20 protein-coding genes and 1 riboswitch are annotated in these 25,728 nt (G+C 36.1%); of the genes, 2 read left to right on the top strand and 18 right to left on the bottom strand.

What is annotated here, in order from left to right:
* Positions 1 to 12: 12 nt before the first annotated feature.
* The 14 genes from CAN42_RS01225 to hutI all read right to left on the bottom strand — a co-directional run bounded on the left by CAN42_RS01225 (position 13) and on the right by hutI (position 18,223).
* The gene (locus CAN42_RS01225) at positions 13 to 1,692 is read right to left on the bottom strand and encodes a formate--tetrahydrofolate ligase (RefSeq protein WP_085875195.1); all 1,680 of its coding nucleotides are present in this window, start codon (positions 1,690 to 1,692) and stop codon (positions 13 to 15) included.
* Positions 1,693 to 1,701: 9 nt separating this feature from the next.
* A complete protein-coding gene (ftcD, locus tag CAN42_RS01230; protein ID WP_085875196.1) occupies positions 1,702 to 2,595 on the bottom strand; it encodes a glutamate formimidoyltransferase in 894 nt (297 codons plus the stop codon).
* Positions 2,596 to 2,676: 81 nt separating this feature from the next.
* The gene (gene hutH / locus CAN42_RS01235) at positions 2,677 to 4,215 is read right to left on the bottom strand and encodes a histidine ammonia-lyase (protein ID WP_085875197.1); all 1,539 of its coding nucleotides are present in this window, start codon (positions 4,213 to 4,215) and stop codon (positions 2,677 to 2,679) included.
* Between the two features lie 443 nt (positions 4,216 to 4,658).
* Positions 4,659 to 4,985, bottom strand: coding sequence for a hypothetical protein (locus CAN42_RS01240; RefSeq protein WP_135100536.1), 327 nt, complete (start codon positions 4,983 to 4,985; stop codon positions 4,659 to 4,661).
* Between the two features lie 116 nt (positions 4,986 to 5,101).
* The gene (locus CAN42_RS01245; RefSeq protein WP_062571447.1) at positions 5,102 to 5,824 is read right to left on the bottom strand and encodes an amino acid ABC transporter ATP-binding protein; all 723 of its coding nucleotides are present in this window, start codon (positions 5,822 to 5,824) and stop codon (positions 5,102 to 5,104) included.
* Complete coding sequence (locus CAN42_RS01250) at positions 5,817 to 6,491, bottom strand: amino acid ABC transporter permease (RefSeq protein WP_062571448.1); 675 nt, start codon at positions 6,489 to 6,491, stop codon at positions 5,817 to 5,819. The genes CAN42_RS01245 and CAN42_RS01250 overlap by 8 nt, the downstream gene beginning before the upstream one ends.
* A gap of 68 nt (positions 6,492 to 6,559) precedes the next feature.
* Complete coding sequence (locus CAN42_RS01255) at positions 6,560 to 7,414, bottom strand: transporter substrate-binding domain-containing protein (RefSeq protein WP_082718905.1); 855 nt, start codon at positions 7,412 to 7,414, stop codon at positions 6,560 to 6,562.
* Positions 7,415 to 7,528: 114 nt separating this feature from the next.
* On the bottom strand, positions 7,529 to 8,317 hold the full coding sequence (locus tag CAN42_RS01260) for a L,D-transpeptidase (protein WP_085875198.1): 789 nt from the start codon (positions 8,315 to 8,317) through the stop codon (positions 7,529 to 7,531).
* 1 nt (position 8,318) lies between these two features.
* Positions 8,319 to 11,135: an excinuclease ABC subunit UvrA gene (gene uvrA / locus CAN42_RS01265; protein WP_085875199.1), complete on the bottom strand. Its 2,817-nt coding sequence runs from the start codon at positions 11,133 to 11,135 to the stop codon at positions 8,319 to 8,321.
* 12 nt (positions 11,136 to 11,147) lie between these two features.
* Complete coding sequence (gene uvrB, locus CAN42_RS01270) at positions 11,148 to 13,139, bottom strand: excinuclease ABC subunit UvrB (RefSeq protein ID WP_085875200.1); 1,992 nt, start codon at positions 13,137 to 13,139, stop codon at positions 11,148 to 11,150.
* 11 nt (positions 13,140 to 13,150) lie between these two features.
* Positions 13,151 to 14,752 (bottom strand): gamma-glutamyltransferase family protein, encoded by a 1,602-nt coding sequence (locus tag CAN42_RS01275; RefSeq protein ID WP_085875201.1) that lies wholly within the window; start codon positions 14,750 to 14,752, stop codon positions 13,151 to 13,153.
* A gap of 160 nt (positions 14,753 to 14,912) precedes the next feature.
* A complete protein-coding gene (locus CAN42_RS08965; protein ID WP_167627538.1) occupies positions 14,913 to 15,086 on the bottom strand; it encodes a hypothetical protein in 174 nt (57 codons plus the stop codon).
* Positions 15,087 to 15,244: 158 nt separating this feature from the next.
* A complete protein-coding gene (locus CAN42_RS01280; protein WP_085875202.1) occupies positions 15,245 to 16,624 on the bottom strand; it encodes a Na+/H+ antiporter NhaC family protein in 1,380 nt (459 codons plus the stop codon).
* A gap of 333 nt (positions 16,625 to 16,957) precedes the next feature.
* Positions 16,958 to 18,223: an imidazolonepropionase gene (gene hutI / locus CAN42_RS01285; RefSeq protein WP_085875203.1), complete on the bottom strand. Its 1,266-nt coding sequence runs from the start codon at positions 18,221 to 18,223 to the stop codon at positions 16,958 to 16,960.
* A gap of 598 nt (positions 18,224 to 18,821) precedes the next feature.
* Between hutI and CAN42_RS01290 the strand changes: the two genes are divergently transcribed.
* Together CAN42_RS01290 and CAN42_RS01295 are read left to right on the top strand one after the other, a co-directional pair.
* Positions 18,822 to 20,813 carry a urocanate hydratase gene (locus CAN42_RS01290; protein ID WP_423806679.1) on the top strand — a complete coding sequence of 664 codons (1,992 nt, stop codon included), beginning with the start codon at positions 18,822 to 18,824 and terminating at the stop codon, positions 20,811 to 20,813.
* Positions 20,814 to 20,927: 114 nt separating this feature from the next.
* The gene (locus CAN42_RS01295; protein WP_085875205.1) at positions 20,928 to 21,416 is read left to right on the top strand and encodes an LURP-one-related/scramblase family protein; all 489 of its coding nucleotides are present in this window, start codon (positions 20,928 to 20,930) and stop codon (positions 21,414 to 21,416) included.
* 61 nt (positions 21,417 to 21,477) lie between these two features.
* On the opposite strand, the gene thiM is transcribed toward CAN42_RS01295, so the two are convergent.
* The 4 genes from thiM to thiC all read right to left on the bottom strand — a co-directional run bounded on the left by thiM (position 21,478) and on the right by thiC (position 25,655).
* On the bottom strand, positions 21,478 to 22,866 hold the full coding sequence (gene thiM / locus CAN42_RS01300) for a hydroxyethylthiazole kinase (RefSeq protein ID WP_085875206.1): 1,389 nt from the start codon (positions 22,864 to 22,866) through the stop codon (positions 21,478 to 21,480).
* A complete protein-coding gene (gene thiD / locus CAN42_RS01305; protein WP_085875207.1) occupies positions 22,856 to 23,662 on the bottom strand; it encodes a bifunctional hydroxymethylpyrimidine kinase/phosphomethylpyrimidine kinase in 807 nt (268 codons plus the stop codon). The genes thiM and thiD overlap by 11 nt, the downstream gene beginning before the upstream one ends.
* A 10-nt stretch (positions 23,663 to 23,672) precedes the next feature.
* Positions 23,673 to 24,167 (bottom strand): energy coupling factor transporter S component ThiW, encoded by a 495-nt coding sequence (gene thiW / locus CAN42_RS01310; RefSeq protein WP_062571458.1) that lies wholly within the window; start codon positions 24,165 to 24,167, stop codon positions 23,673 to 23,675.
* Positions 24,168 to 24,195: 28 nt separating this feature from the next.
* Positions 24,196 to 24,299: riboswitch (TPP riboswitch) on the bottom strand.
* 54 nt (positions 24,300 to 24,353) lie between these two features.
* Positions 24,354 to 25,655, bottom strand: a complete 1,302-nt coding sequence (gene thiC / locus CAN42_RS01315; RefSeq protein ID WP_085875208.1) for a phosphomethylpyrimidine synthase ThiC — start codon at positions 25,653 to 25,655, stop codon at positions 24,354 to 24,356.
* Positions 25,656 to 25,728: the final 73 nt, after the last annotated feature.

The following is a 25,728-nucleotide window of genomic DNA, read 5'->3' on the forward strand; positions in this document are numbered from 1 at the left end:
TCCTCCCGAGAATTAGAATAATCCAGTAATAACTCCGTCGTTGTCAATGTCCATCTTGTTAGCAGCTGGAACTTTTGGAAGTCCTGGCATTACCATGATGTTTGAAGTTTGAACAACTATGAAGCCTGCCCCTGCAGATACTCTTACATCTTGAATTTCTATGTCAAAGTCTGTAGGTGCTCCCATTATCTTTTGATCATCAGTAAATGAGAATTGTGTCTTAGCAACACAGATTGGAAGCTTGTCAAGACCAATTTCTTCAAGTTTCTTAACTTGGCTCATTGCAGCCTTAGTGAATTTAGCTTCTCTACCTCTGTAGATTTCTTTAACAATTGTGTTTACCTTGTCAACGATAGATGCATTTACATCGTAAAGTAGTTTGAAGTCAGATTTTCCTTCGTCGATTAGTTCAACAACTTGTTTAGCAAGATCTTCTGCACCTTCGCCGCCCTTTGCGAAACATTCACAAAGTGAAATTCTTACTCCAAGTTCTTTACAAAGTTCTTCTAACTTAGCAATTTCAGCTTCAGTATCATCAGCAAATCTGTTGATGGCAATAATAGCTGGAACACCAAACTTCTTAATATTTTCAACGTGACGTCTTAAGTTAGCAAATCCTTTTTCAAGAGCTTCAACATTTTCTGCCTTAAGTTCTTTTTTATCTACTCCACCGTGCATCTTAAGAGCCTTAATTGTTGCAACGATTACAACTGCATCTGGAGCAAGACCTGCCATCCTACATTTAATGTCCATAAATTTTTCAGCACCAAGGTCAGCACCGAATCCAGCTTCTGTAACTGCATAATCACTTGTAGCAAGTGCAAGTTTAGTAGCTAGGATTGAGTTACATCCATGAGCGATATTAGCGAAAGGTCCACCGTGAATAAAGGCTGGTGTGTTTTCAAGAGTTTGTACCATATTTGGTTTTAGTGCATCCTTAAGAAGCATTGCAACAGCACCTTGGATTTCGAGGTCAGCAACTGTTACAGGTTGATTGTCTAGGTTGTAGCCAATAATCATCTTAGCTAGTCTGTTCTTTAAGTCTTCAATGTTTTCTGATAGACAAAGAACTGCCATAATTTCAGATGCAACTGTGATCATAAAGTGGTCTTCTCTAGGGAAGCCATCAGCTTTTTTACCAAGAGAGATAACAACATTTCTAAGAGATCTATCATTCATATCGATAACTCTCTTCCAAGTAATTTGTCTACAGTCAATTCTTAGAGCATTTCCTTGGTGGATGTGGTTATCAATACAAGCTGAAATAAGGTTATTTGCAGCTGTCATTGCGTGAAGGTCTCCTGTGAAGTGAAGGTTAATATCTTCCATAGGAACTACTTGTGAGTATCCGCCACCTGCAGCTCCACCCTTAACACCAAATACTGGTCCAAGAGATGGTTCACGAAGAGCTACTGCAGATTTCTTTCCAAGTCTATTAAGTCCTTGAGTTAGACCAATAGAAACTGTAGATTTACCTTCACCTGCTGGTGTTGGAGAAATAGCAGAAACAAGAATTAATTTACCATTTTCATTGTTTTCTTCGATTCTCTTGATTGCATCCCAAGAAATCTTAGTCTTATATTTACCATATTGTTCAAGATCGTCTTTTTCGAATCCAATCTTTGCAGCTACTTCTTCAATTGGAAGCATTGTTGCTTCATCAGCTATTTGTATATCTGTTTTAAATCCCATTTTACTTAATTACTCCTCTATTAAAAGTGTTTCTAGAACTTGTTCTTGTTTAAATCCATCAATTTGCATGTAGTAAGCTGCTGAATCAACAAGAGCTTGTAGTGGAAGAAGTCCAATAAGTTCTGTGTTAACAACAGTTACTCCATATCTCTTAGCTTCTGATTTTACCATTTCAAGAGCTTGGTAAATTGCAGTCTTTTCATAATTTACAAGGTTCATTGATACTTGTGTTAGACCCTTTTCTTCTAGTTCAAGACCAATAGCCTTACAGAATCTAAGTCCTCCACCAATGTGACGAACTGTTTTTGCAATTTTATCAGCAATAGCTAAGTCCTTTGTGTTTAAGTTTACGTTAAATGCAACTAGGTGGAATCTTGCAGCAACAGCTGTAGCTCCAGATTTAACATTCATTTCTTGTGGACCGTAGTCAGGTTTCCATTCAGGTTTTTTGATTTTGTCGAAGAATCCTTCGTATTGTCCCTTTCTAACCTTAGCAAGGTTCTTTCTGTCTGGGCTTGTTGCAGCATCTTCATATAGGTAAACAGGAATTCCCATTTCTCCTATAGCCTTACCAACCTTGTTTGCATATTCAACACATTCTTCAGTTGTACATTCAGTTACTGGAACGAAAGGTATAACATCAACTGCACCCATTCTTGGGTGAGCACCTTCGTGCTTAGACATATCGATGATTTCAGTTGCAACCTTTACAGATTCAAGAACTGCAGCGATGACAGCTTCTGGTTCACCAATTACTTCAACAACAAGTCTGTTGTGGTCAGCATCTGGTTGGTAGTCGATTAGCTTTACATTTTCCTTTGCCCTAAAACATTCTGTGATTTTTTCAACTTTTCCAAGATCTCTACCTTCAGAATAGTTAGGAATACACATTACTCTTTTCAATTAATTTTCCTCCTATTTATTTGAATTATTTAATACTTTTTCGCTTACTTCTATATTATAGGTTAATTATCTTACTATTTATTAAAATTTTACTACCTTTTCAACTTCTTCAAGAAGTTTGCCAGTGTTAATAAGTTCTTGAGCTTTTTCAAGTTCTTCGTAGATTTCAACAGACTTATCATCTTCGATAAATGCAACTTGTTTTCTTATTACATCGTGAGCAACTTTTGTTCCCTTACCAAGTTGATATTTGTTGTCTTCCATTTCCATTCTGAAGTCAAGTGCTTGAGCAGCTATCATAAGTTCAGTAGTTAGAATTCTAGCTGTATTCTTAACAACTTCTCTAGCTTTTCTTGATGCCCAGTTACCCATAGAAACGAAATCTTCTTGGTTTTCACAAGATGTTATTGAGTCAACACTTGCTGGGTGAGATAAAGTTTTGTTTTCTGATGCTAAAGCAGCTGCTGCATATTGAGTGATCATAAAACCAGAGTTTAGACCAGGGTGTTTTACTAAGAATGAAGGCATTCCAGAAAGTGTAGTGTTAACCATTCTTTCAATTCTTCTTTCAGAAACATTACCTAGTTCAGAAACTGCAATTGCTAAGAAGTCAAGTGGTTGTGCCATAAGTTCTCCGTGGAAGTTACCACCAGAAATTACCTTGCCATCGTGAGTGATGATTGGGTTATCAGTTGCAGAGTTAAGTTCGATTTCAACTTTTTCTTTAACATATTCAAGAGTGTCTTTAGAAGCACCGTGAATTTGTGGCATACATCTAAATGTATAAGCATCTTGTACTCTAAGTTCAGCTGTGTGAGTGATATAAGTTGAACCTTCAAGAATATTTCTTAAGTTTTCAGCAGTCTTAAGTGATCCGGCGTGTGGTCTAATTGTGTGAAGTTCTTCCCAGAATGCATCAATGATTCCTCTAGCAGATTCACAAGACATAGCTCCTGCTATATCAGCAATCTTAGAAAGTTTAAGTGCATCGTAAGTTGCAAGTGCTCCAGTTGCTGTAAGAACTGTTGTACCATTAATAAGTGCAAGACCTTCTTTAGCTGCAAGTGCGATTGGTTTTAAGCCAGCTTTTTCCATAGCAACCTTACCTGGAAGAAGTTCACCTTCATAATAAGCTTTTCCTAGTCCAAGCATTGGAAGAACCATGTGTGCAAGTGGTGCTAAGTCACCAGAAGCTCCAAGAGATCCCTTTTCTGGAATAAATGGAACTACGTTTCTGTTTAACATTTCAAGAAGTAATTCAATAGTAGAAAGTCTGATACCAGAAACACCCTTTAGAAGTGAGTTGATTCTAATAAGCATAACTCCTCTTACTTCATCTTCAGGAAGTGGGTTGCCAAATCCAGAAGCGTGAGTTCTAATAATGTTTTCTTGAAGTTGAGCTGAATCTTCTTTAGAGATACTTACTCTTGATAGAGAACCAAAACCAGTGTTGATTCCATAAACAACTCTTTCTTCTTCTACGATTTCTTCAACATATTTTCTTGATTTGTTTACATCAGCGATAGCCTTTTCATCAATTTCTACCTTAACGTGGTCTCTACATACGGCTACTAATTGTTCAAGATCAAGATCGTTGCCTGTTAATACTACTTTGTTCATAATTGTACTCCCTTTCTTTTAATACATTACATCTTACTTACTAATTCAAAAGAAAATATTAAAGATGAAATATTAAGTCATCTTTTGAAAAGTAGTTGCCAAAATTTCTACACTTGCTTAGAAAATTCCTTGCAAATGTTTTCTAAGTAGATTTTATTCTAAACATAAATTATTGTCAATAATTTTCATAAAAATTAAACTCAATTTGCTAAAAAAGTACAATGTTTTAATACGTTTTCTTGATAGTCTGTTTCTTCGATTGTACGCTATAATGTATGCTATTACCTTTTTCCTCGGAAAAATTTCTTAATATTATTTATTTTTTCTCAATAACTTAAATAAAATATGTTATTAGTTTTAATCTATATTTAAATGCATATTAGTAAAAGGCAAAATAAAGTTTACATAAAAAATGACTTAGTCGCCTAAGTCGTAAATTCATCTTAATCCTTCTTTATTAGTCCATAAATAATAAGCCCTATAGAAAGTATAAAGGCAATTATTATTGTAATGTCATCCTTATCAAAGAGCCTGATGTGTTTTATTTCTGCAATTTCATAGCCAAGACTCTCTTCCATTTGTTTCTTCTCATCACTAGTCACTTCTAAAATTTCAAAATTTTTATTGTCCTGGTCTTCATCTAACTTCACTTCTTGCTTAGATACCTTCCCACCTTCACTGTAGGATTTGTAGGCAGTCCTTTCAAGGAAGGCGAGAGTTAAAAAAATAAGAGCGAAAAGAATAATTAAATTTTTCATTAAACACTTCATCGCACTCACTCCTTAAAAAAATTATATCATTAAAAATTTATTTTCTACGATACAAAACTGCAATAAAAAATGACCTAGCCTTAACTAAGTCATTTGATTTAAATTTTTAAAAGTTATTAAAGAACTTTTCCTAAGAAGTCTTTAGTCCTATCGTTTTGTGGATTGCCAAAAATTTCTTCTGGGCTGCCTTCTTCTACGACGTTGCCGCCGTCCATAAAGATAATTCTGTCACCCACTTCTCTTGCAAAGCCCATCTCGTGAGTAACAACTACCATGGTCATACCTTCCCTAGCGAGGTCCTTCATTATGTCAAGAACTTCGCCAACCATTTCTGGGTCAAGGGCTGATGTTGGTTCATCAAATAGCATTACCTTTGGATTCATTGCAAGGGCCCTTGCAATTGCAATTCTTTGTTTTTGTCCACCTGATAAGGACTTTGGAAAGGCCTCTGCCTTGTCAGGAAGTCCAACTCTTGCTAGTAAGTCTCTTGCCTTTTTTTCTGCTTCAGATTTTTCAAGCTTCCTAACGAGTGTAGGTGCAAGTGTAATGTTGTCAATAACATTTAAATTGTTGAAGAGGTTAAAGGATTGAAATACCATTCCCATTTCTTCACGAATCTTATTTATATCAACATTCTTTGAAGTTATCTCTTCATCGTCTACAAAAATTTTGCCACCTGTTGGCTCTTCCAAAAGATTTAAGCATCTTAAAAAAGTTGACTTACCTGAACCTGATGGTCCAATGACAACAACTACTTCTCCATCTTTTATCTCTTGGTTTATTCCCTTTAGGACCTCAAGTTCTCCAAAGGATTTTGTAAGATTTTCTACCTTAATCATTTGCAAGTCTCCTTTCTAGAAGTCCCAAAGCCTTTGAAAGGCTAAAGGTCATTATAAAATAAATTACAGCTACAAATACGAAGGGTTTTACTAATTGATAAGTACCTGAAGAAATAGTTTTGCCTGCGTACATTAATTCTCCAACCCCTACTGTATAAGTTATAGATGATTCCTTAATAAGTGTAATAAATTCATTTACTAGGGCTGGTAAAATATTCTTTATTGCTTGTGGCATAATAATCTTCATCATCGCTTGCTTTTTGTTAAGTCCAAGAGATCTTGCAGCTTCCATTTGTCCAGGATCAACTGAAGATATACCCGACCTTATTATTTCAGCAACATAGGCTGCTGAGTTTAAAGAAATTGAAAGTGCACACAAGAACATTGGTGCAGTCAAAAGTGTAAATTGTTCTGGAATAATTTTCTTTAGTCCAAAGTAAACTATCATTATTTGTACAAGCATTGGGGTTCCCCTTACAATTTCGATGTAGATGCTTGACAAGATATTTAAAATTTTCATTTTCGATGTTTTCATTAGAGCAAGAATTACGCCAAGGGTAAAACCTAGAAGGACACCAATTATCGAAAGTTCAATAGTTGTTATGGCCCCATTTAAGTAAGTTGGCAGGTATCTCTCAATGAAAACAAATTGATTCATAATTCCCATAATTTCCCCTTATTTTTTAAAAGTTTATAAAATAAAAATTCCCCACATTTAATGTAGGGAATATTTAATTATTTCATTGCCTCTTTGTTAGATAATTCAATATACTCATCAAACCATTTTTCTATTTGGCCTGAATCTTTTAATCCTTTAACAACTTCATTAACAGCTCCTGTTAAGTCGTCGTTACCCTTTTTAATTGCTACTGCAAAGCCACTTTCATCTGGAATTCCTAAGCCATCTATAATAACAAGTCCATCTGTTATTGATGCAAATTGTTTTGCTGGAAGTTCTGATAAGAAAGCTGCGTCAATAGACTTGTTCTTTAATTGTTCAATGATCACATTGTTAAGATCAAATCCCTTGCACTTATCTCCAAACTTTTCAGTTGCAAATTTTTGTTGAAGTGAACCAAGTTGTGTACCAATAGTTTTTCCTTTAAGGTCATCAAAAGTTTTATACTTGTCTTTATTTTCTTCAGTTACAAGTAAAACTTGTTTTCCCTTTGAATATTCTTCAGAGAAGTCAACTTGTTTCTTTCTTTCTTCGTCAGCACCCATTCCTGCAAGAACCATATCAACGTCGCCTGAATTTAGTGAAGCAAGAAGTCCTTCGAAAGCCATGTTCTTAACTTCAAGTTCAACTCCAAGTGAATCTGCAATTGATTTTGCAATTGCAAGGTCAACACCTGTAAATTCTTCCTTACCAGATTGGAAGGATGTCCATTCCATTGGTGGGAAGTCTGCTGAAGTTCCAAGAACTATTTTTCCCTTCTTCTTAATAGCATCAATTGTTGGACCAGTAGTTTTTATTTCAAACTTAACTGCTTCCTTAGCTTCTTCCTTTGCGTCCTCTTTTTTTCCACACCCAAATAATAAAAGGGCCGTCATTGCAACAAGTGCAATACTAAAAATTTTCTTTTTCATAATTTCCTCCCGTTTTAATTTAAAATAGCCTTCTTAAAGCTTTCGCTTCAATTTTAAGAAACATTATAACTCAAAGGCTTATGATTTTCAATGACTTAAATCTACTTTATTAACTTAAAATTCTAGTAGATCACCTGCTGGAACTTTTTCGATTGGGTTAGTATTTTCTTCTACAGGCTTTTGCTTTTCTACTGGCTTCGCCTCTGCCTTCTTAGGTCTTGAGAATTGGTAAACTCCCCAAGATTCTAATTCTGCATCTGTCCCCAACCAAACTGGTGCTCCAACCCTCATCTGTGGAAAAACTTCATTTTCTATATCGTAGTTAAACATCCTTACGCAACCATTGGAATAGTAGCCACCAATTTGAAGAGGTTTTATGTTGCCATGAATTCCATAACCACTTTCCCCTGGTATGCTTAGACCCATCCATCTTTCTCCAAGAGGGTTCTTTGGATCATTTGATGCAGCCGGAGTGTACTTACCTCCCATTCCGCCCCAGGCAGGATTCTTGTGCATATTGTGAATTTTTGCCTTTGCTGATGGAGTTGGAGTTGAATTTGTTCCAAGAGTTACAGGGAACTTTCCAATAGCTTGCCCTCCCTTGTAAAGAGTAAGTGTCCTCCTAGACTTGTTAACCACGATCCAAGTCCCACTTGTTGGTGGATTAGTTACCATGTCATAAACTTCATAATTTTCTGTATAAAGAGCCTGTTTTGTCTTAGCGTTCATTCCACCAGTTACAGGAAGGTTCATCCTTGCCTGCCACTTCTTTAGAGAATGGGTCCTCTCATTGCCAGACTTGTTCATAAAGTCATTTGGTCTCACAAATCTCTTTGCTGAAACAAAACTTGGCAAAAGACTTGCCGCCAATACAAGAACGACCATTTTTTTAATCCTTTTCAAATTAATCCTCCAATTTATTCTTCAAGAATTCTCCTGTATAAGAATTCTTACACTTAATAATTTCTTCTGGTCTTCCAGCGAAGATAACTTGACCTCCACCTTCTCCACCTTCTGGTCCAAGGTCTATAATGTGATCTGCACACTTTATAACATCAAGATTGTGTTCAATTGTTATAACTGTGTTACCCCTATCCACAAGTTCTTCCAAGACCTTGATTAATTTATTTACATCTTCTGAATGAAGACCAGTTGTTGGCTCGTCCAAGATGTATAGAGTTCTTCCCGTTGCCCTCTTAGATAATTCTGTTGCAAGCTTTATTCTTTGGGCCTCACCACCTGATAGGAGTGTAGAAGACTGACCTAGTTTTATATAAGAAAGTCCAACGTCTCTTAGGGTTTCAAGTTTTCTCAAAACTCTCTCATGATTTTTGAAGAAGTCAATTGCCTCTTCCACTGTCATGTCTAAGACTTCATAAATATTTTTTCCCTTGTATTTTACTTCAAGAGTTTCACGGTTGTATCTCTTTCCATGACAAACTTCGCAAGGAACATAAACGTCAGACAAGAAGTGCATCTCAACTTTTAAAATTCCATCACCCTTGCAGGCCTCACATCTTCCTCCCTTGACGTTAAAAGAAAATCTTCCCTTCTTGTAGCCACGCATCTTTGCCTCGTTGGTATTGGCGAAGACATCTCTTATTATATCAAAGGCACCTGTATAAGTGGCAGGGTTTGACCTTGGCGTTCTACCAATTGGTGATTGGTCGATGTCAACAATCTTGTCAATATTATCAAGCCCTTCAATAGACTTGTGCTTGCCAGGTTTTATCCTAGACTTATTTATCTTTTGGGCAAGGCTCTTGTAGAGAATTTCATTTACAAGAGAAGACTTGCCTGATCCAGAAACTCCTGTCACGCAGACAAACTGTCCCAGTGGGAATTCAACATCAATATTTTTTAAGTTGTTTTCCTCCGCACCTATTACCTTGATAGACTTGCCTGTGTATGCCCTTCTTTCCTTGGGAACTTCAATTTTCTTTCTCCCACTTAGGTAGGCACCAGTTATGGACTCTTGAACTTCCATAATTTCTTCGGCAGTTCCTTGGGCAACAATCCTTCCACCATTAACTCCTGCAAGGGGTCCAATGTCTACAATTTCATCTGCAGCAAACATAGTGTCCTCATCATGCTCAACAACGATTAAGGTGTTGCCAATATCTGTTAAATTTCTAAGGGACTCAAGAAGTTTTGCGTTGTCCCTTTGGTGAAGTCCAATACTTGGTTCATCAAGTACATAGATTACCCCAACAAGTTTGGACCCAATTTGAGTTGCTAACCTTATTCTTTGGGCCTCGCCACCAGAAAGTGTCCCCGCCATCCTTGATAGGGATAAATATTCAAGACCGACGTTAACCAAGAATTCTAGCCTGGACTTGATTTCCTTTAAAAGTTCTTCAGCAATTATCATTTCATTTTTTGTAAACTCTAAATTTTCAAAAAACTCGAGAGACTTGTCTATGGATAATTCTGTTAGCTCATAGATATTTAGGCCTCCAACTCTTATTGCAAGAGATGAATCTTTTAATCTTGTTCCATGGCACTTAGGGCAGGGGACTTCTTCCATAAACTCGTCAATTTTATCTAACATCCTGTCAGAGCTTGATTCAGTGTACCTTCTCTTTAGATTTTTTAAGATACCCTCAAAGCCTCCAGAGTATTTTTTCTCTCCAGAGAAGTAGGAGTTAAAAGAGAAGTTAAGTTTTCCCTTGTAGCCTTCAAAAATTGCTTCCATAAATTCCTTTGGAGCATTTTTTATTGGTTCCTTAGTAGAAAAATTAAATTTCTTTGCAATTTGTGAAATTATTTCATAATAATATGTTCCCTTAGAGTTAGAGTAGCAGGCAATTGCTCCCTCATCTATTGAAAGGTCTTTATTTGGAATAACCAAGTCTCTTGAAACTTCTTTAGAAAATCCAAGTCCCTTACACTCATCACAAGCTCCCATAGGAGAGTTAAAGGAGAAGGACCTAGGAGTAACTTCTTCTATTATAATGTTGCAGTGGGGGCAGGCAAACTTTGTGGAGAAAATCATATCATCTCCATCGATTACATTTATCTTTGCTATCCCATCACTTAAGTTTGTTGCAATTTCTAGCGAATCTGCAAGTCTTGATTCGATTTTTTCCTTTATTATTATCCTATCAATGACAATGTCTATGTCGTGATTTTTATTTTTTTCAAGTTCTATTTCTTCCCCAATATCGTGCATTTCTCCGTCAACTAGAACTCTTAAAAAGCCTTCTTTTTTAATTTTTTCAAAAACTTTTTTGTGTTGACCCTTTCTGTGTCTAACAACTGGTGAAAGAATTTGAATCCTTGTCCTCTCATCTAGTTTTATTATTTCATCTACCATTTGGTCTATAGTATAGGAAGAAATTTCTCTTCCACACTCTGGACAAAAGGCATGACCAACCCTTGCATACAAGAGTCTTAGGTAGTCGTAGATTTCTGTAACTGTCCCTACTGTTGATCTTGGGTTCTTTGACGTAGTCTTTTGGTCAATGGAAATTGATGGACTCATTCCCTCGATGTAGTCAACTTCCGGCTTGTCCATTTGTCCCAAGAACTGTCTTGCATAGGAAGATAGGGATTCCACATACCTTCTTTGACCTTCTGCATAAATTGTATCAAAGGCAAGAGATGACTTGCCCGATCCAGAAAGTCCTGTGAAAACTACAAATTTATTTCTAGGAATTTTAAGGTCAACATTTTTTAGATTGTTGACCCTTGCTCCCTTTACTATTATTTCGTCTTTCAATATAACACCTCTTTAAAGGAGGGCAGATTTTTTCTTCTCCCTTAGATCCTTTATCTTGTCCCTAATTTCAGCAGCCTTTTCAAAGTCAAGTTCCTCTGCTGCCCTGTACATTTCAGGTTTTAGGGCATCTATCATTTCATTAATTTCATCCTTAGTAAATTCATTTTCTTCATCTTTAATATCCTTAAAGTCAATAGACTCTTCTGCAACAATGGCAGTATTTATGACTTCACGAACACTCTTGACTATTGTCTTTGGAGTGATGCCATGCTCTTCATTGTATTCTTCTTGAATTTTTCTTCTTCTAGAAGTTTCATCAATAGTTATCCTCATGGAAGGAGTTATTGTATCGGCATACATTATAACTTTTCCATCAGCATTTCTCGCTGCTCGACCAGCAGTTTGGATAAGTGATGTGACAGAACGAAGGAAGCCTTCCTTGTCTGCATCAAGTATACAAACCCTTGAAACCTCTGGCAGGTCAAGCCCTTCTCTCAATAGGTTGATCCCAACTAGGACGTCAACCTTGCCAAGCCTTAGGTCTCTTATTATCTTCATCCTCTCCAAGGTGTCCACATCAGAGTGCATGTAAGTTACCTTATACCCAATTTCCTTTAAATGTCTTGATAAATCTTCAGACATCCTCTTTGTTAAGGTTGTGATGAGGACTCTTTCATCCCTTTCAATGGCTCCATTCACTTCATTTATTATGTCGTCAATTTGATTTTTAATTGGTCTCACTTCTATTATTGGATCAAGAAGACCAGTTGGTCTAATGATTTGTTCAACCTCTTGCTCAGTGTGTTCAAGTTCATAGGGTCCCGGAGTTGCAGAAACATAAACGCATTGGTTCATCATTTCTTCAAACTCATTAAACCTTAGTGGCCTGTTGTCTAAGGCCGAAGGAAGTCTAAATCCATATTCAACTAAAGTTTCTTTACGAGCCCTGTCCCCATTGTACATCCCCCTAATTTGTGGAATAGTTTGGTGAGACTCGTCAATTATTGTCAAGAAGTCCTTGGGGAAATAATCTATTAGAGTATAGGGTCTTGAACCTGGCGCCCTACCTGATAGGTGTCTTGAATAATTTTCTATACCAGAGCAGAAGCCCATCTCAGACAACATCTCCAAGTCGTACCTTGTTCTTTGCTCCAACCTTTGAGCCTCCAAAAGTTTTTCTTGGTCCTTTAAGACCTTGAGTCTTTCCTCAAGTTCTTCTTCTATTGTAACAATGGCACGCTTTACCTTTTCTTCTGAAGTTGCAAAGTGAGATGCCGGAGTAATGTAGGCGTGGTTTAGATAATGAAGAACTTGACCTGTCAAGGCATTTACTTCAGTTATCCTATCAATCTCGTCCCCAAAAAATTCGACTCTTATAGAGTTTTCCGATGAAGAAGCTGGAAAAATTTCCAAAATATCTCCACGAACCCTAAAGGTCCCACGCTTAAATTCATAATCATTTCTCACATATTGGATGTCGACAAGTTTGCTCATGACTTCGTTCCTGTCCTTTATCATGCCAGGTCTTAGAGAGATTGCCAACTTTTCATAGTCAATTGGGTCCCCTAAACCATAGATGCAAGAAACTGATGCAACAATAATTACGTCCTTCCTCTCGAAAAGAGCCATAGTGGCAGAGTGACGAAGCTTATCTATTTCATCATTAATAGAGGAGTCCTTCTCGATGAAGGTATCAGTCCCTGGCACATAGGCCTCAGGTTGATAGTAATCATAGTAGGAAACAAAGAATTCCACAGCATTCTCTGGGAAAAACTCCTTTAACTCCGAACAAAGTTGATAGGCAAGAGTCTTGTTGTGGGCAATTACAAGAGTTGGCTTTTGAACTCTCTCAATTACATTTGCCATGGTAAAGGTCTTGCCCGAACCTGTTACCCCAAGTAGGTTTTGGTGCTTGTAGCCCTTCTTGATTCCCTCAGCTAACTTATCAATTGCCTGAGGTTGATCACCTGTGGGCTTGTATTCAGAATGAATTTTAAATTTCATTTAATCACCTTCTAATAAGAAAAAATATTGGAGTCCGTCCTCTTTTCTGTTCCACCAATATATACGTCTTTATCTTTTAAAATAATCTGGCCCCTACCCATATCTTTGTAGTCACTTACAACTTCAACTTCGTGGCCAAGTTTTTTAAGTTCATTAATTATTTCAGGTCTAAAGTCCTTTTCCACCTGAATTTTTTTGTCATCTATCCACATAATCCTTGGCGCATCAAGGGCAGCTTGTGGATTTAAATTAAAATCTATCATATTCATGAGAACTTGAACATGGGCTTGTGGTTGCATAAAGGCTCCCATTATCCCAAAGGCTCCAAGTGCTTCATTGTTTTTTGTCATAAAACCAGGAATTATTGTGTGATAAGGAAGCTTCCCACCCTCAAGAGAGTTAGCAAGTCCTTCTTCAAAATAAAAATTTTCAATCCTGTTGTTTAAACTTATGCCAGTTCCAGGGACAACAATGCCTGATCCAAAGCCAGCGTAATTTGACTGAATCATAGAAACCATGTTGCCATCCTTGTCGGCTGTTGCAAAATAAACTGTGTCAGAAGAATTTATCTTAAAAGCTTCTGGACTTTTTGCCCTTTCACTTATTTTTGCCCTCCTGTCCTTGGCATAGTCCTTTGACAAGAGCCTTTCAATTTCAATTTTCATCTTAACTGGATCAGCCACATAGGTCTTGGCATCAGTGAGAGATAATTTTATAGCCTCAATAATCTTGTGAAGGGTCTTAGGGTCCTCACGATCTTCTATTTCCATTTCACTTAAAATGTTTAGAGCCATTAAGACAGAAATCCCATGACCATTTGGTGGTATTTCCCAAATGTCAATTCCCTTGTAGTTTGTGGAAATTGGATCAACATATCTTGCTTCAAAGTCTTTTAAGTCATCAAGACTTAAAAAGCCACCAAGTCTTTCAACTTCACTTGCAATTTTTTCTGCAAGTCCTCCTCTGTAAAAAGATTCTCCCCTAGTGTCGCGAATTTCTCTTAGAGTCCTTGCCATATCAGGGGACTTGAAGACTTCTCCAGCTCTTGGCGCCCTTCCATCTATAGTAAAGGACTTAAAAAATTCTTCGAACTCATCCCTATTTAAGTTTTTATATTTTTTCACGCTTTCTCCCCAAAGTTTTGCAATTTGAGGAGTAACTGGATAGCCCTCTTCTGCATAAGAGATTGCAGGCCCAAAAATTTTATCGAGACTAAGACTGGCGAAGTCCTCATGAAGTTTCATTACTCCACCAATAAGTCCCGGCGTATTAATTACATTTACCCCACATGAAGGCATTTTATCATAGCCCTTTTCTCTTAACTTTTCAATAGAAATATTCTTAGGACTTCTGCCACTGGCATTTACCCCATAGAGTTTGCCTTCAAAATAAATTAAGGCAAACATATCTGATCCCAATCCATTACCTGTAGGTTCAACTACTGGCAAGGTCATTGATGTGGCAAGGGCAGCGTCAATGGCATTTCCTCCCTCAAGAAGAATTTTTGCCCCAGCACTTGTCGCATAGGGTGACGATGTTGCCACCATTCCGTTTTTGCCAAAAATTGTCCTCCTTGTGGAAGGATAGGGATAGGCATTGTAATCAAATTTCATTTTATCATCCTTTAAAATATTTCTATAAGTTTATCTTCTATAAAGTCTTAAACAGAACCTAGCTTAACTAATTTCATCTAATTTGTTTTTATACATTTATATTTCAATTCATATTGCTAACTCTATCAACGAGTATCTACTAACAAAGTTAATTCTATAATTAAAGTGTAAATAATTCAACTTTTAAGACTTTATAAACTTTCATTAAGTCCTTACCTTTTATAAAGTCATAAAAAACTACAAAGTCACTTTTCTTTATAAAGTCATAAAATCTTGTGAAGTCACTTCTCTTTATAAAGTCATAAAAAACTACAAAGTTATAATTTTTTCGCAAACCTATAGCCTTCTATAACTTAGTAAATTATAAAAAATTCCCCAAAGATAATAATCTTATCTTCCCCTTCAAAAAATCGACATAAAAAAATAAAAAAACAGGCAGCTAATTAGCTGCCCGCATTTAAATGACTAAAGTCAATTTTTAATTTTATCTTATTAAGATAATAATACTGCTCCGATTACACCACCGATTACTAGGAATACGTCAAATGCGATAAATGTAGGTACGCAAGTATCCCAAATGTGATCGTGTTGTCCGTCAGCGTTAAGACCAGATGTAGGTCCCATTGTTGAGTCAGATGCTGGTGATCCTGCATCTCCAAGAGCTGCTGCTATACCAATTAGAAGTATAATAGCTGGTTTAGAGAAGCCTAATTGTTGAGCTAGTGGAACATAGATTGCTGCTACTACTGGAATAGTACCGAAAGATGTACCGATACCCATTGTAATAACAAGACCAATTGCTAGCAATACAATTGAAGAAACTACAAGTGAAGCTCCTTCCATAATAGATGCTGTATCGTTAACTAGGTTAACTACTGCACCTGATGTGTTAAGAACGTTAGCATATCCACCTGCGATTAGCATAACGAATGCTATAAATGCCATTAGGTCAAGTCCACCGCTAACCATTTCATCTATTTCTTTCCATTTAATTGAACGAGTGATTAATAGGAAGATAATTCCGATTAATGCTGAGAATGGAAGGTTAGTTGTAATGATTTGAACAACAAGCATTGCTAGGGCTGCGATCAAAGCTCCCCAAGCTTGTGCTGTCATGTGAACTTCTTTATCAAGAGAAATAACTCCTGGGATTTCAAGATCTTCATATTCTCTGTCTTTTCCGTAAAGAACAAATACAACGAAGATTAAACCAATTAACATTGAGAATCCACCAATCCACATTACTTTTTGAGTATCTGCAACTGTTGTTGGCATACCTGCATCTGTCATATTTGATGCAATAATGTTGTGGAAGATAAGTCCAAATCCTGCTGGGATTGTAATGTAAGGTGCCTTTAATCCGAAGCAAAGAGCTGATGCAACTGCACGTCTATCAATCTTTAACTTATTCATAAGTCCTAGTAGAGGTGGAATTAGAATAGGAATAAAGGAAATGTGAACTGGTAAAAGGTTTTGTGAGAAAATTGAAATAAATGCTATAAGGAAAATCAAATAGAATTTATTATTTCCTACAACTTTAGAAAGCTTTTGAGCTAGTATAGTTATAAGTCCTGATTTACCAATTGAATAAGCGAACATACCAATTAGGATATAAGCAAGAGCTGTCTCTGCCATTGTTCCCATACCGCCAATTATTGTACCAATAATTGGATCGCCTTCAGTTCCAAATCCTGGTAGCTTTCCAATTGTATTTGCTTGCCAAGAATCTGCATCAAATACGTATAGTGGCATGCCTGCAGTTAATCCTGCAACAACACCTGCTACTAACAGTGAAAGTAGTACGTTAAGTTTTAACATACATAATACTACAAGTAGTAATACTGATACTACTACGGGGTTAAATAACAACATATTATTCCTCCTTTGAAAATGTTTTCTTTATTTTCTCACACTCTTATGTTTTTGTCAATAATACAATTCTGCATTTAACTAAATAATACAATCTACTACTTAAAGTGTTGTATTAACTTATTAAAGTAAACCTTGTTTCGTTCTCTTAATTTCCTTGATTTTTAAAGCTTTTTTTGGTACTTTATTTTTTTAATTTTCTTCATAAACTACAAAAATGTTTTATTATCAAGATTATTGTATTTTTTATTTTTTTCAATAAACAATATGTTTTCATAAAAAAACAAAGGGACCAAAGCCCCTTTGTTTTAAATCCTATATTGTTTTCCCGATTAATTATTTTACTAACTTTCTATCTTCAACAACTAGCTCTCCGTCAATATAAACTTGCTTACAGAGGTTTGTTGCGAAGAAGTAAAGTGTATAGTCAATGCTGTGTGCATCGAAGATTGTAATGTTTGCCCTCTTGCCCTTGTCAAAGGATCCAATAGTTTTTGCCCTATCAACTGAGTAAGCAGCGTTAATAGTTACTGCGTTGTAAACTTCAATTGGTGTAAGTTTCATTTCTAGGCAGCCAAGTTGCATAATGAACTGAAGGTTTGCTGTTGGACATGATCCTGGGTTGGAGTCTGTACAAAGTGTAATTGCCATTCCCTTGTCAAGCATTCTTCTTGCTGGAGCATAAGTGTCTAACATAAGTGAAAAAGTTGTTCCTGGAAGAAGGTTACCAATTACATTTGCCTTTGAAAGAGTTTCAATTTCTTTATCATCAACTACCATTAAGTGTTCTGCAGAAACTGCCCCAACCTTAGCAGCAACATCTACTCCACCAACATTTTCAATTTCATCAGAGTGAATTCTTAATTTAAAGCCATGTTTCTTTGCAGCTTCTAGAATTCTGTCAGATTGCTCTGCTGTGAATACTCCCTTTTCACAGAATACGTCACAGAATTCTGCAAGATTTCTCTTTGCAACTTCTGGCATCATGTCGATTACAATGTCAACATATTCGTCTGGGTTATCCTTGTACTTTTCGTGAATAACGTGAGCTGCCATAAAGGTTGTAATCAATTCTATTGGGAAATCTTCATTTAATTTTTTAAGAACTTCAAGTTCCTTTAATTCTGTTTCAAGAGTGATTCCGTAACCACTTTTTGCTTCAACAGAAGTTACACCATGAACTAGCATGTGTTCAAGAAGGTCTCTTGTTTTATCATAAAGTTCATCAAAGCTTGCTGAATTTGTTGCCTTTAGTGTAGAAAGAATTCCTCCACCTGCTTCAAGAATTTCAAGATATTCCATTCCATTAAGCTTCATGGCAAATTCATTTTCACGGCTTCCACCATATACAAGGTGAGTGTGGGCATCAATAAGACCTGGAGTTGCAGTCTTGCCTGTAAGATCAACTATTTCAGTCTTGTCATCTTTTAATTTTTCGTAGCCATTACCTTCGCCAACTTCTAATATTTTGCCATCCTTAATAGCAATATAAGCATTTTTTAAGATGTCAGCTTGGTTCATTTCTTCTCCCCTAAGTGGTCTACCAATGTCCCTTGGTGAGAAAACCTGTTCAAGATTAACTAATATTTTATCCGCTTTCATAAATTCCTCCTTTTTCTGTCAATATATTAACACAAATTATATACCCAATAAATATGAAAATATTTTTATTTAGATTCTTAAAAAGTTTCTATGTTTTTTTGAGTTGGCTTTTTTAGTTTGTTCTATAGAAATTTTCAGAATAAAATTTTAAGAAAAACTTTTCTTCGCAATAAAAATCTATTTCTTATTTTTTCTAACTCAACAGGTATTTACGACTTTATAAATTTTTACAACTTTATAAATTTTTACGGCTTTATAAATTTTTGCGACTCAAGAATTATTTGCAAGTCCATAAAATTGTATTTAAATCATTAAACTTTTTATCGTTTATCTTTCAAACTCCTTCTCCAGGTTTGAAAACGATTCATTTTTTCAATTTATCACGGTGAATTAATCACATATTTTAAGGAAAAGTGTCCTTTACATACTAGTTTTAAAGACAATTCAAGAAATTCATTTGTTTTTTTGATATATTTTTAATTTTTTAGGAAATTAATTTCCCTTTGTGTTTACATTTCAAAAATTTTAATTTATAATGTCAATTAAATGGAGGTTGATAAAAGTGATAAATAATCATAACGCAGAAGTTCAAAAGATAATGAAGGTAGAAATTTCAAACCTTCCAGAAAAAAAATCTTTTGAACAAGGAATTAGAAGAGCTCCTGATAGAGGATTTAGACTTTCAAAGGATCAAACTAAGATTGCTCTTAGAAATGCTCTAAGATATATCCCAGAAAAATATCATGAAGAACTAATTCCTGAATTTTTAGAAGAACTTACTACTAGAGGAAGAATCTACGGATACAGATTCAGACCTGAAGGAAGAATTTACGGTAAACCAATTGACGAATACAAGGGAAATTGTTTAGCTGGTAAAGCTTTCCAAGTAATGATCGACAACAACTTAGATTTTGATGTTGCTTTATATCCATACGAACTTGTAACTTATGGAGAAACTGGTTCAGTTTGTCATGACTGGATGCAATACAACCTAATTAAACAATATCTTCAAATCATGCACGATGACGAAACTCTTGTTATGGCTTCAGGTCACCCACTTGGACTATTTAAATCAAGAAAGAACTCTCCAAGAGTTATAATCACTAACGGTCTTATGATCGGTGAATATGACAACCTTGAAGACTGGGAAGTTGCTGAAGAAATGGGCGTTACTAACTACGGTCAAATGACTGCTGGTGGTTGGATGTACATTGGACCACAAGGTATCGTTCACGGAACTTACAACACAATCCTTAACGCTGGTAGATTAAAACTTGGTCTTGGAAATGAAGACAACCTAGCTGGTAAATTATTCGTTTCTTCTGGACTTGGTGGAATGTCTGGTGCTCAAGGTAAGGCTGGAGATATCGCTGGTGCTGTTTCTATCATCGCTGAAGTTGACATTTCAAGAATCGAAACTAGACTTGAACAAGGCTGGATTAAGAAACTTGCTGAAAGCCCTGAAGAAGCTGTTAAGCTTGCTACAGATGCTCTTGCAAAGAAAGAAGCTCTTTCTATTGCCTTCCACGGTAACATCGTAGACCTTCTTGAATATATGGAAAAAGAAAATGTTCATATTGACCTACTTTCTGACCAAACTTCTTGCCACAACGTTTACAATGGCGGATACTGTCCAGTAGGAATCACTTTCGAAGAAAGAACTGAACTATTAAGAACTGATAAAAAGAAATTCCACGAACTTGCTGATAAAACTCTTAGAAGACACTTTGAAGTTATTAAGAAGCTTACTGAAAAGGGAACTTACTTCTTCGACTACGGTAACTCTTTCTTAAAGGCTGTATATGATGCAGGCGTTAAAGAAATTTCTAAGAACGGTAAAGACGATAAAGACGGATTCATTTGGCCTTCTTACGTTGAAGACATCATGGGACCACTTCTATTTGATTATGGATATGGACCATTTAGATGGGTTTGCCTAAGCGGTAAACACGAAGACTTAGTTGCTACTGACCACGCAGCTATGGAATGTATCGACCCTAACAGAAGATACCAAGACCGTGACAACTACAACTGGATTAGAGACGCTGAAAAGAACCAATTAGTTGTTGGTACTCAAGCTAGAATTCTTTACCAAGATGCTAAGGGTAGAGTTGCAATAGCTCATAAGTTTAACGAACTTGTTAGAGAAGGAAAAATTGGTCCTGTTATGATGGGACGTGACCACCACGACGTATCTGGTACAGACTCACCATTTAGAGAAACATCTAACATTAAAGATGGTTCTAACGTAACAGCTGACATGGCTACACAATGTTTCGCAGGAAACTGTGCTAGAGGTATGTCACTAGTTGCTCTTCACAATGGTGGTGGAGTTGGTATTGGTAAATCAATTAACGGTGGATTCGGTCTAGTTCTTGACGGATCTGAAATGGTTGACGAAATCATCGATCTTTCACTTACTTGGGACGTTATGAGTGGTGTTGCTAGACGTAACTGGGCTAGAAATGAACATGCAATTGAAGTATCAAAAGAATTTAACCAAGATAACGAATTTGGACACATCACACTTCCTTACTTTGTTAAGGACGAATTAATTGATAAGGCTGTTAATTCACTAAATCTTGACTAATATCAAAATATCTTAAACCCCGCAGGACTCTGTGGGGTTTTGTTTTTTTATTGTAAAAGCCTTTATAAACTTATAAAATCAACTTAAGATATAGTTTTAGTTAAAGGAGGAGTCATGAAAAATTATTATTTTAAAGAAAATCTTTTTAAGATCACAGACCACTACCCCATCCTCGATGATGATGGCAGAGAAGTTTATTATGTAGACCAAGATTTTACATTCATTGGTTATGATGTGAAAATTTCTGATATGAAGGGCAAGGAAATTTTAAAAATTGAAAAAGAAGTCTTCTCCTTCCTCCAAAAGTTTAATGTAAATTTCTCTGACGGGAAGTTTATGAGGGTCGAATCGAAAATCAGCTTCTTAGTTAGGAGGATTGGGATTGATTATGATGGCGAGTCCCTACGTTTAGAAGGGCAATTCCAAGATTTAAATTTTGAAATCTATAAGGGAGATAAGGTAATTGGCGAAATCGAAAAAACCTTTTTTGCCTTGACTGATACCTATAAGCTCACAGTTTATGATGAAGAATACACTGAAGCCCTACTTGCTCTCACCCTTTGCGTAAATAATATTAAGGACACAGCGGAAAGAAATAATTAAAATTTTGCAAAGAAAAACATCTGTAAGAATTTATCCCACAGATGTTTTCTTGTATAGGCATTTAATTATTTAACTTGTTTATTATTTCCCTGACATTTTTCTCTACTTCATTCTCATCAAGTGAAAAAATTCCACTAGACATACATAGGCCAGGTATCTCTACCCCCTTAAACAAGTCTAGGTTCTCCAAATTTATACCACCTATTGGGAAGGCTGGTATTAAAATGCTATCTCTTATTTCCTCGTAAGTCTCCAAGCTAATCATTGATGCATCTCTTTTAGTTTCCGTTTCAAAAAAAGCTCCGGAACCAAGGTAGGATGCTCCCATATTCTCTGCTTCAATTGCAAGCTCAGGAGTTTTTGCAGTTGCTCCAATTATTGGGTCTCTACCCAAAATTCTTCTTGCAAGAGAAATCTCTTCATCATCTTGTCCCAGGTGAAGGGATGTCTTATATTCTTTTGCAAGTTTTAAGTTATCGTTTAAGATGAAGAGACAATCTTCTTCAATTTCCTTTTTTATCTTTAAAATTTTTTCTCCAAGCAAAGCTTCATCTGATATCTTGTCCCTTAGCTGGTAAATTTTCATCCCAGCTCTTGTGGCATTTTTTATTTTCATCAAATCATTACCATCAGAAATTCCATATAAACTTGGCTTTTTAAATTTATAGCTTGGCGATAAAATTTCAATTTCTCCACTTATTTCCTCAAGCTTTTGAACTTTACTTATTATGTCTTGAGCCTTTATACTTCCATCAGCTATTACTTCTCTTGCAAGCTGTCTTAAAAATATTGCCGAAATGGCACAAGCCTTTAGGTTTGACATAGGTGTCGCCAAGAGTGAGCCTATCATTGCTGATTCCATATCCCCAAGCCCACTTATTTTTCTAAAATCATCATGACCACCAGGTATAGAAATAAGCATGTGAGAGTTAGCAATTACTTCATACTTGCCACTTACAACTACAGTTGCTCCAGTTTTTTCATTCAGTCTTAGCGCAAGTTCTATAAAGTCCTCTTCCGATAAATTTTTATCTCTTGAATCTATACCAGCGAAGGCTTGACCCCCAGCTAAATAATTTATTTCATTAAAATTTCCCCTAATGACATTGAACTTAAAATTATCAAGAAGATATTTTGCTAAGTTTCTTCTTATCTTGCTAGAAGCAACACCAACAGGATCAAGAACAGTGGGGATATTATTTTCTTTTGCTGTTTTTCCTGCAATTTTAATTGCTTCAATTTTATCTTCATTTAACATTCCCATATTTAAAACTAGGGCTAAAGATTTTTTTGTGATTTCAGATACTTCTTTTGAATACTCTGCCATCATTGGACTCGCACCTATGGATAGGACAAAGTCAGCTACCCTTCCCCTGGTAACTCCATTGGAAATAATATGTATCAAGGGAGCCTTGTCCCTTAGTTTTTTTAAATTGCATTTAATTTTCATCTTTATCACTCAAATTATAAAAATGATACAAGGGACCTCTGCCCCTTCCTATATCCAAGCCAAAGGCTATTGCTCCACTTAAATATTTTTTCGCAGACCTAACTGCATGGAGAAGATCTTTTTCCGTGCTGAGCTCACACGCCAAGGCACTGGAAAGAGTGCAACCTGTCCCATGTGTGTTTTTATTTTCAATATTCTTTCCCTCTATGAGAAAGATGCCAGCTTCATGGCAAAGAAGATCATCCTTTGACCCCTTAAGATGTCCACCCTTGATTAAGAAGGCTGTCCCATATTTTTCAAATAAAAATTTGCCAGCTTCTTTCATATCATCAATATTTTCAATTTCTTTTCCATAAATAATTCCAGCTTCAATAAGATTTGGAGTTATTAAGGTAACTTTATCAAAAAGAACTTCCTTCATCTTCTCTACAGTATCATCAGGCACAAGGGTAAAGCCACTTGTGGATGTAATAACTGGATCTAAAACAAGGGGGACACCCTTCAAATATTTATCAATTACTTCGCCTATAACTTCTACCTGACCTGGGCTTGCAATCATTCCGATTTTTACAGCGTCAGGAAGGATGTCATCACAAATAGATTCAAGTTGCTCCCTAAGTATTCCTTCATCAAGACTTAGTGAAGCCTGAACTCCCAAGGTATTTTGAGCAGTTATGGCTGTAATCGCACTCATCCCATAATACTTGTAGGCACTTATAGTTTTTAAGTCTGCTTGTATTCCTGCACCACCACTGGAGTCAGATCCAGCTATTGTAAGAATTTTTTTTATTTCCATTTCTACTCCCTTATAAGTTGAAATACTTATTAAGCCCTGTGTTTTTAATACTTAAAATAATTATTATGGCAATTATTGATCCACCAAGTGTACTTACAGAAAAAGGAATAATCATACCAAATAATGCCATTTCTTTTCCTAACACAAATTTGGCAATAGGATAAGCTAAAAGTGCACCAATAAGGCCTGTACCAATTACTTCACCCAAAAAGGCAAGAGAAAGTTTCCTTGTCTTGTAAAATAAAATTCCTGCAAAAAATGCGCCAATCATTGAACCTGGAAATGCCATTAAGGATCCTGTTCCAGACATATTCCTAATAAGTGAAATACAAAAGGCAACTAGGACTGAGTAAAGGGGTCCCAATAGGACAGCTGATAAAACATTAACCATGTGTTGAACTGGATAACACTTGGCAAGACCTACAGGTATATTTACAAAGGAAAAAACAACTCCAAGGGCAACAAAAAAAGCTGCCACTGTTAACTTCTTAGTATTTGATTTCATATTAACCTCCCGAGAAATGTTGACAGAGCAGCTAAAGTCCTTATATCCCTACGTTGGCATTATCCAAATCAGGTAACGGTCGAAATTAACAATTTCCTCTCAGCCTGTCAACAAGCTCCCTATTTTTATTTTTTTATTCTAATTAAATTTTTTACGCTAGCAATTCTTTGATACCATATTAGTGAATTAACATTCTATTTTTATATCTTTACCTTCAAGTATTAGGTTCATATTTTTTGCAGAACACATTGAGCCACACATTGTGCATGTGTTTTCTTCTTCAGGCATTGATGAATCTCTGTACTCTCTTGGTTTTTCCTTATCAAGTGCAATTTCAAACATGCCATCCCAATCAATTTTTTGACGTCTCTTACTCATTTCAAGGTCCCAAGCTCTTGCGTCCTTTAGCTTATTAATATCTCCTGCGTGAGCTGCAATCTTGCAAGCAACAATACCTTCACGAACATCCTTGACATCTGGTAGTCTTAAATGTTCAGCAGGAGTTACATAACAAAGAAAATCTGCTCCATAAGCTGCAGCAATTGCACCACCAATTGCAGATGTAATGTGGTCATAACCTGGTGCAACATCTGTAACAAGAGGTCCCAATACATAGAAAGGTGCCTTGTGACAAAGTTTCTTTTGAAGTTTCACATTCATCTCGATGTCACCAATTGGCACGTGACCTGGTCCTTCAATGATTACCTGCACATCCTTCTCCCAGGCTCTTTTTGTAAGTTCTCCAAGTGTAATGAGCTCCGCTATTTGAGATGGGTCTGTTGCATCGTGAATCCCACCTGGTCTTAATGAATCTCCTAGAGAAAGAGTTACATCATATTCACGACAAATATCCAAGAGTTCATCATAGTATTCATAAAAAGGATTTTCTTGATTATTCATCTTCATCCAACCAAAGAGAAGAGAACCACCACGAGATACAATTTCATTAACACGTCTATTTCTCATAAATATTTCTGAATTTGCCCTATTAATTCCTGCGTGAATTGTAACAAAGTCGACACCATTTTCAGCATGATTTCTAACTACGTCTAAAAACTCCTCTGCCTTGATGTAGGAAAGACCCTTGTCTAAGAATCCAACTGCATCATACATTGGAACTGTTCCTATCATAGCTGTAGATTTTTCAATTAGCTTTTTTCTAAACTCCTGAGTCTTGCCATAATTTGAAAGATCCATTATGGCTTCTGCACCCATAGCTAATGCCATATCTACTTTTTCCATTTCCATGTCAATGTCATTTAAGTCCTTAGAGATTCCCAAGTTTACATTTATCTTGGTCCTAAGTCCAGTCCCTATACCCTCAGGTGAAATTGACTTGTGGTTTTTGTTTTTAGGAATTACAATTTCACCACATGCCATCTTCTCTAAAAGGTATTCGCAAGACACATTTTCTTTCTTTGCTACAATTTTCATTTCATCTGTAACAAATCCATTCTTTGCTGCTTCCATTTGAGTAGCATACTTCATAAATAAAAAAACCTCCTATAAAATTATAGGAGTAATAATACTTTTCCTTGTCAAGGCATTATCCTAACAAGTA

The organism is Peptoniphilus vaginalis (genome assembly GCF_900176605.1).
Taxonomy (GTDB): domain Bacteria; phylum Bacillota; class Clostridia; order Tissierellales; family Peptoniphilaceae; genus Peptoniphilus_A; species Peptoniphilus_A vaginalis.